The organism is Stutzerimonas stutzeri, from assembly GCF_000935215.1.
Classification (GTDB): domain Bacteria; phylum Pseudomonadota; class Gammaproteobacteria; order Pseudomonadales; family Pseudomonadaceae; genus Stutzerimonas.
In genome coordinates this window covers 1-5,624 of record NZ_JXXD01000256.1, presented here as the reverse complement: position 1 = coordinate 5,624, position 5,624 = coordinate 1, and the positions used below count along the sequence as shown (strand labels likewise).

Genomic DNA, 5,624 nt, shown 5'->3' with positions numbered 1-5,624 from the left:
CCGCAGGTGTTAACAAAAAGCCTCGGCATCTGCCGAGGCTTTTTTTTGCGAGCAAGCAGACTGCGTAGACGAGGCCACATTTCGTCGGCACGACCCCTACCTGTCATTCTGTTGTCGCATATCGAATTTAGCGTCATGGCTCCGACAAAAATCGTAATGGAGCTGCGCCGTGACTACTGAGAACAACGACATTTTGTTTGGCAACGGGGACGAGTTGCCCAGTAACCACTCGACGAACCCACACATTCAGGATGTGATCTCTGCTGGCCGTCGAAAGGTAGTGGTTGGCGGCGCAGCCCTGGGAGCCATGGCCTTTCTAGGTGCGGCTATTCCCGGACTTGCGCGAGCGGCTGAACCATCCGCGCAAGGACTCAAGGAGATCCCCTTCCGACGCCGTACCCGTCTGCCGTTTTCGCCAGTGGCGGTAACGCGGGCCGATGCTATTACCGTTCCTGCTGGCTATTCCGCGACCACTTTCATTCCATGGGGCACCCCGATTACCGGTAGCTACCCGACCTGGATGGAAGACGCGAGCAATAGCGCCGAAGACCAGGCTCAACAAGTCGGCATGCATCACGACGGAATGCATTTCTTCCCGATGAACGCAAAACTCGGCGGGCGCCAGAGCGATCACGGCTTGCTGGTGCTAAATCACGAGTACATTCAAGCGCCTCTGCTCCACCCCAACGGCCCGACGGTGGTCGATGGTAAGCGTGTCGATGTCGACGAGGTCCGCAAGGAAATCAACGCCCACGGCGTTTCGGTAGTAGAAATCCGCCGCGGCCCGCGTGGCGATTGGTCGGTCTTGCCGACAGCCCGTAACCGCCGCATAACGGGTGCCACGCCGATGCGCATTGAAGGCCCCGCGCGCGGCCATGCGCTGATGCGCACCCGCTACAGCCCGAGCGGCACCTCAACCCGCGGAACCCTTAACAACTGCGCCAATGGGCATACGCCTTGGGGTACCTACCTCACCTGCGAGGAAAACTGGGCAGGTTACTTCGCCACGGCCGACAGCGACCTACCTCGTGAACTTAGCCGCTATGGTGTGCGAGGCAGCGGTCGTTATGGCTGGGAGACAGTTGCCGGCGATGAGTTCGAGCGCTTCAACGCCTCGCGCATCGCGACCGATCCACAAGCGGATTATCGTAACGAGCCGAACACCTTTGGCTGGATCGTCGAGATAGATCCGTTCGATCCGAACTCAACGCCAGTCAAGCACACGGCCCTCGGCCGTTTCGCCCATGAAGGACTGGTGTTTGCCCCCGTCAGGCCGGGCCGCCCCGTTGTCTGTTATTCCGGCGACGATTCACAGAACGAATATATCTACAAGTACGTCAGCCGCGACCGCTATCGGCCGCAGCGAAGCGATGGGCGGCTGCTGGACGAGGGGACTCTCTATGTCGCGCGTTTCAACACCGACGGCAGTGGTGACTGGCTCGCTCTCGATCATGCCGATCCGGCCTTCCAGCGGGCCTGCGAGACCGCCGGCGTTCAATTTGCCGATCAAGGTGAAGTCCTGATCAACACCCGTCTGGCCGCCGACATCGTCGGAGCCACCAAGATGGATCGCCCAGAATGGGGGGCGGTTAACCCAGATAGCGGTGAGGTCTACTTCACCCTCACCAACAACAGCGGACGCAAGGAAACCGACGCCTCCAATCCGCGAGCACCAAACGCATTTGGTCACATCATTCGCTGGCGTGAAGCGAGCCGCGACTTTGCAGGCACGCGATTCAACTGGGATATCTATTTGCTTGCCGGGCCGCAGGACAACAGCCGGGGGCCGAAGGGTCGAGCGCTGGATGAAAGCAACATCATGGCCAGCCCGGATGGGTTGTGGTTCGACGACGAGGGTCGACTGTGGATTCAGACTGACATGAGCGGTAGCCAACTGCGCAGCGGGCCGTTTGGTAACAATCAGATGTTGGTTTCCGACCCCAGAACCGGTGAGACCAAACGGTTTCTCGTCGGGCCTCAGGGCGCTGAGGTAACCGGAATCACAGCTACACCGGACTTCCGGACCCTGTTCGTCAACATCCAGCACCCTGGCGAAGACTCGACCGCGACGAACTACACGAGCACGTGGCCGGACGGGCCGGGTCGCAGACCCCGCTCAGCAACCGTCATCGTCACGCGGGACGACGGAAAGCGCCTGATGTAACTGCGGAGGGGCCAAGCCGCAAGGCTGGCCCCCCTATCAATCCACTGACCACACTCAAGGCTCATCTGGTGAGGTGAAAAGGCCCCAGGTCGATATGAATAGCGCCGCGACCAGCGGGCCGATCACGAAACCATTCAGTCCGAACAATGCCAGCCCCCCCAGCGTCGAGATAAGCACGACGTAGTCCGGCATCTTTGTATCCTTTCCAACCAGAATCGGTCTGAGGATGTTATCCACCAGGCCGATTACCAACACACCATAAAGCGTGAGTATCACGCCCTGCCAGATCGCGCCGGTCATCAGGAAATAGATGGCTACCGGCGTCCATATCAGGCCCGCCCCGACAGCGGGCAACAATGACAGGAATGCCATCAGCACGCCCCACAGCAGCGCCCCGGAGATCCCGAGCACGGCAAAGATGATTCCGCCGAGCGCTCCTTGGGTAACGGCGACGACAATGTTTCCTTTTACCGTCGCGCGTACGACTCGCGTGAACTTGCTGAACAGGCGCCGCTTCTGAGCATCGCTGAGCGGAATGGCCTTCCTGATACGCGCCACCAGATCACGCCCGTCGCGAATCAGGAAGAACAGCAGGTACAGCATGACAAAGAAGCTGACCAGGAACTGGAATGTCCCCTGGCCAAAACTGAACGCTTTTGTCGCGAGGAACTGACTTCCCTCGAGCGCCCCAGAGGCCAGCCGTTCACGCATGGAATCGAGGTCACCGAAACCGAAGCGCTGAAGCTGCAGCTGGATCGATTGAGGCAGCAGCTCGCGGAAGTTGACGACCCAGCTGCCGATGTCCAGCTCGCCACTTTCGATCTGCTTGTAGAGGATCGCCCCCTCTTGAACCAGCATCCCGGCGATCAGAATCACCGGCAGTACGGCGACCAGCAACGAAACTAGCAAGGTGATCAGAGCTGTCAGGTTGCGTCGCTGGCTAAACCGTCTGTAAAGATAGCGCTGCAAGGGGGCGAAGATGATCGCCAGTATCACCGCCCAGAAGACTGCCCCATAGAACGGCAGCAGGATCCAGCCAAAAGCCAGAGACACCACCACCAGCAGCGCAAGAAAGACCTTCTGCTCGAGCCTCGAATTGTCCATTGTTGACCCTGTCGCTGCGTTTGGTTCTGTTTAGTCAACGAGCGACGGTACGAGTGCGGGTCTGGCAGATGATTCAGTGTCAGGCCGGGGTTAGGCGTACAGCTGACACTGAATTTGATGCGTTACAGCGTCATTGCCGCCAACCAACCAAATGCCAGAAGTGGCAGGTTGTAATGTAGAAACGTCGGCACGACAGTATCCCAGATATGATTGTGCTGGCCGTCCGCATTCAACCCGGCGGTCGGACCGAGAGTGGAGTCGGATGCGGGAGAACCGCCATCGCCCAGAGCACCGGCAGTCCCGACCAGACTGACGATCGCCAACGGACTAAAACCCAGCTCGACACCTAGGGGAACAAAAATCGCGGCAATGATCGGCACTGTGGAAAAAGAAGACCCAATTCCGATGGTTACCAGCAATCCCACCAGGAGCATCAACAGCGCGCCGACAGCCTTGCTGTCGCCGATCCATTGAGTCGAAGCGTCTACCAGCAACTTGACCTCGCCCGTTTCACGCATCACCTCGGCAAAACCAGCGGCCGCGATCATGATGAAGCCAATCATGGCCATCATCTTCATCCCGTCGGTGAACAGGTCATCCGCTTCGCGCCAGCGCACCACGCCGGAAACGGAAAAGATCACGAACCCAGCAAGCGCGCCAAGTATCATCGAGTCCAGCCAAAGCTGAATCACGAAGGCCGCTGCAACTGCGACAGCAGCCACCAGCAGCGTGAGGGGACTGTAGGTCACTGTAGTTTTTTCAAGCTGCTCGACACGCACGAGGTCGTATTCGCGGGGCTTTCGATAGCTATAAAAAGCAATCAGCAATCCCGCGAGCATCCCGATTGCGGGGATCAGCATTGCCTGCGTGACTTTGATTCCAGTTACATCCACGCCACTTTTAGCAACGTTTGCCAGCAAGATCTCGTTCAAGAAAATATTGCCGAACCCGACCGGGAGAAACATATACGGGGTAATCAGACCGAACGCGAGCACACATGCAATCAAACGCCTATCAATCTTCATCTTCGACAGCACAAAAAGCAGCGGGGGAACCAGTAGGGGAATAAATGCGATATGAATAGGAAGGATATTCTGTGATGAAACAGCAACGGCAAGCAGCAAGCCGATCATCATCCACTTAACCGCTCCGCCCCCTTGCGCCCCTTGCTTTCCAACCAAAGCTAGCGCCTTGTCAGCAAGGGCGTGAGCCAACCCGCTTTTTCCAATGGCAACGGCAAACGCACCCAGCAACGCATAAGACAAGGCAACTGTTGCGCCACCGCCTAGCCCCTTGTTGAATGCCGCCAAGCTACCCTCAATTCCCAAGCCACCAATCAAACCGCCAGCCATGGCTCCAGCGATGAGCGCGACCACTACATGCACGCGGCACAGACTCAGGATCAGCATGATGCCAACAGCCGCAACAACTGCGTTCATTGAACTCTCCATACAAACGACAAACGTCGCGAAAAAAACGCCGTACTCTGCAATAACGGAACTGGGGTGTCAAAAGCAGATCTGCACGATAAGCAACTTACACGTATCTACCTGGGCAACGCGCTGCACGAGAATGCTTTACCCAAATGCCTACTTAGCCCACCTTTGTCTGTATAGATACCAAGCATAGCAATGATCAGACCGCACTTAGTGATTCGCGCTGGGCAATGCTTAATCGCCGCAGTATTCACAACCGCTTGTACAGGTTTCATGAATACGGATGCGCGAAAGCTCAGGCAGAAGCGGTTTGAGCTCAGTCCAGATCCATTTCGCAAGATTCTCGCTTGTGGGGTTTTCTAACCCAGGAATATCGTTCAGATAATTGTGATCCAGCAGCTCATACAACGGCTTGAAGACAGACTTGATTTCACCAAAATCGCGGATCCAGCCCGTATGCGGATCCACCGTACCGCTGATATATAACGCTACCCGGAAAGAATGCCCGTGCAGTCGGCCACATTTGTGTCCCTGCGGTACATTCGGCAAACGATGTGCTGACTCAAACGTAAACTCTTTGAATATTTCCACTAGATAGACTCACAGTCTGGTCGCCAGATTGAGGGGCGATTTTACGCATTTTGACAGCGTGGCACATGCATTACACCAGCTGTAGATGCTGGGCGATGAGCGAATGAATGGCTGTGGAAGTGCTGAAGCACTAACGGCACACGGCGGAGCCGGAAAACTGCAAAGGACTACGTGGTTGGTCGCCCCCCGGCTCCAGGCAGACGAAAACAGCACAAGATAACTGCAGTTCAGCTGCACTATCGGCAATTCCAGCACCGCCTTAGCGCCTTGTGCTTTTCTCTGTCCCAAAAGCAAACCCCCGACCAGCTTACGCGGGTCGGGGGTTTGGG

The 5,624-nt window shown here is 57.0% G+C and carries 5 protein-coding genes; 2 read left to right on the top strand and 3 right to left on the bottom strand.

Features of this window, described 5'->3' with window-relative positions; all coding sequences use genetic code 11:
* Positions 1-180 (top strand): hypothetical protein (locus LO50_RS25495; protein ID WP_236690616.1); only part of this gene is annotated, 180 nt, incomplete at its 5' end.
* The gene (locus tag LO50_RS21310; protein ID WP_044316285.1) at positions 170-2,164 is read left to right on the top strand and encodes a PhoX family protein; all 1,995 of its coding nucleotides are present in this window, start codon (positions 170-172) and stop codon (positions 2,162-2,164) included. The genes LO50_RS25495 and LO50_RS21310, both read left to right, overlap by 11 nt.
* Positions 2,165-2,218: 54 nt before the next feature.
* Here LO50_RS21310 and LO50_RS21305 read toward each other — a convergent pair whose 3' ends face one another.
* The 3 genes from LO50_RS21305 to queD all read right to left on the bottom strand — a co-directional run bounded on the left by LO50_RS21305 (position 2,219) and on the right by queD (position 5,295).
* Positions 2,219-3,268, bottom strand: coding sequence for an AI-2E family transporter (locus tag LO50_RS21305; protein ID WP_041013682.1), 1,050 nt, complete (start codon positions 3,266-3,268; stop codon positions 2,219-2,221).
* Positions 3,269-3,390: 122 nt separating this feature from the next.
* On the bottom strand, positions 3,391-4,707 hold the full coding sequence (locus LO50_RS21300; protein WP_014820064.1) for a Na+/H+ antiporter family protein: 1,317 nt from the start codon (positions 4,705-4,707) through the stop codon (positions 3,391-3,393).
* Between the two features lie 231 nt (positions 4,708-4,938).
* Positions 4,939-5,295, bottom strand: a complete 357-nt coding sequence (gene queD / locus LO50_RS24365; RefSeq protein ID WP_014820063.1) for a 6-carboxytetrahydropterin synthase QueD — start codon at positions 5,293-5,295, stop codon at positions 4,939-4,941.
* Positions 5,296-5,624 lie beyond the last annotated feature (329 nt).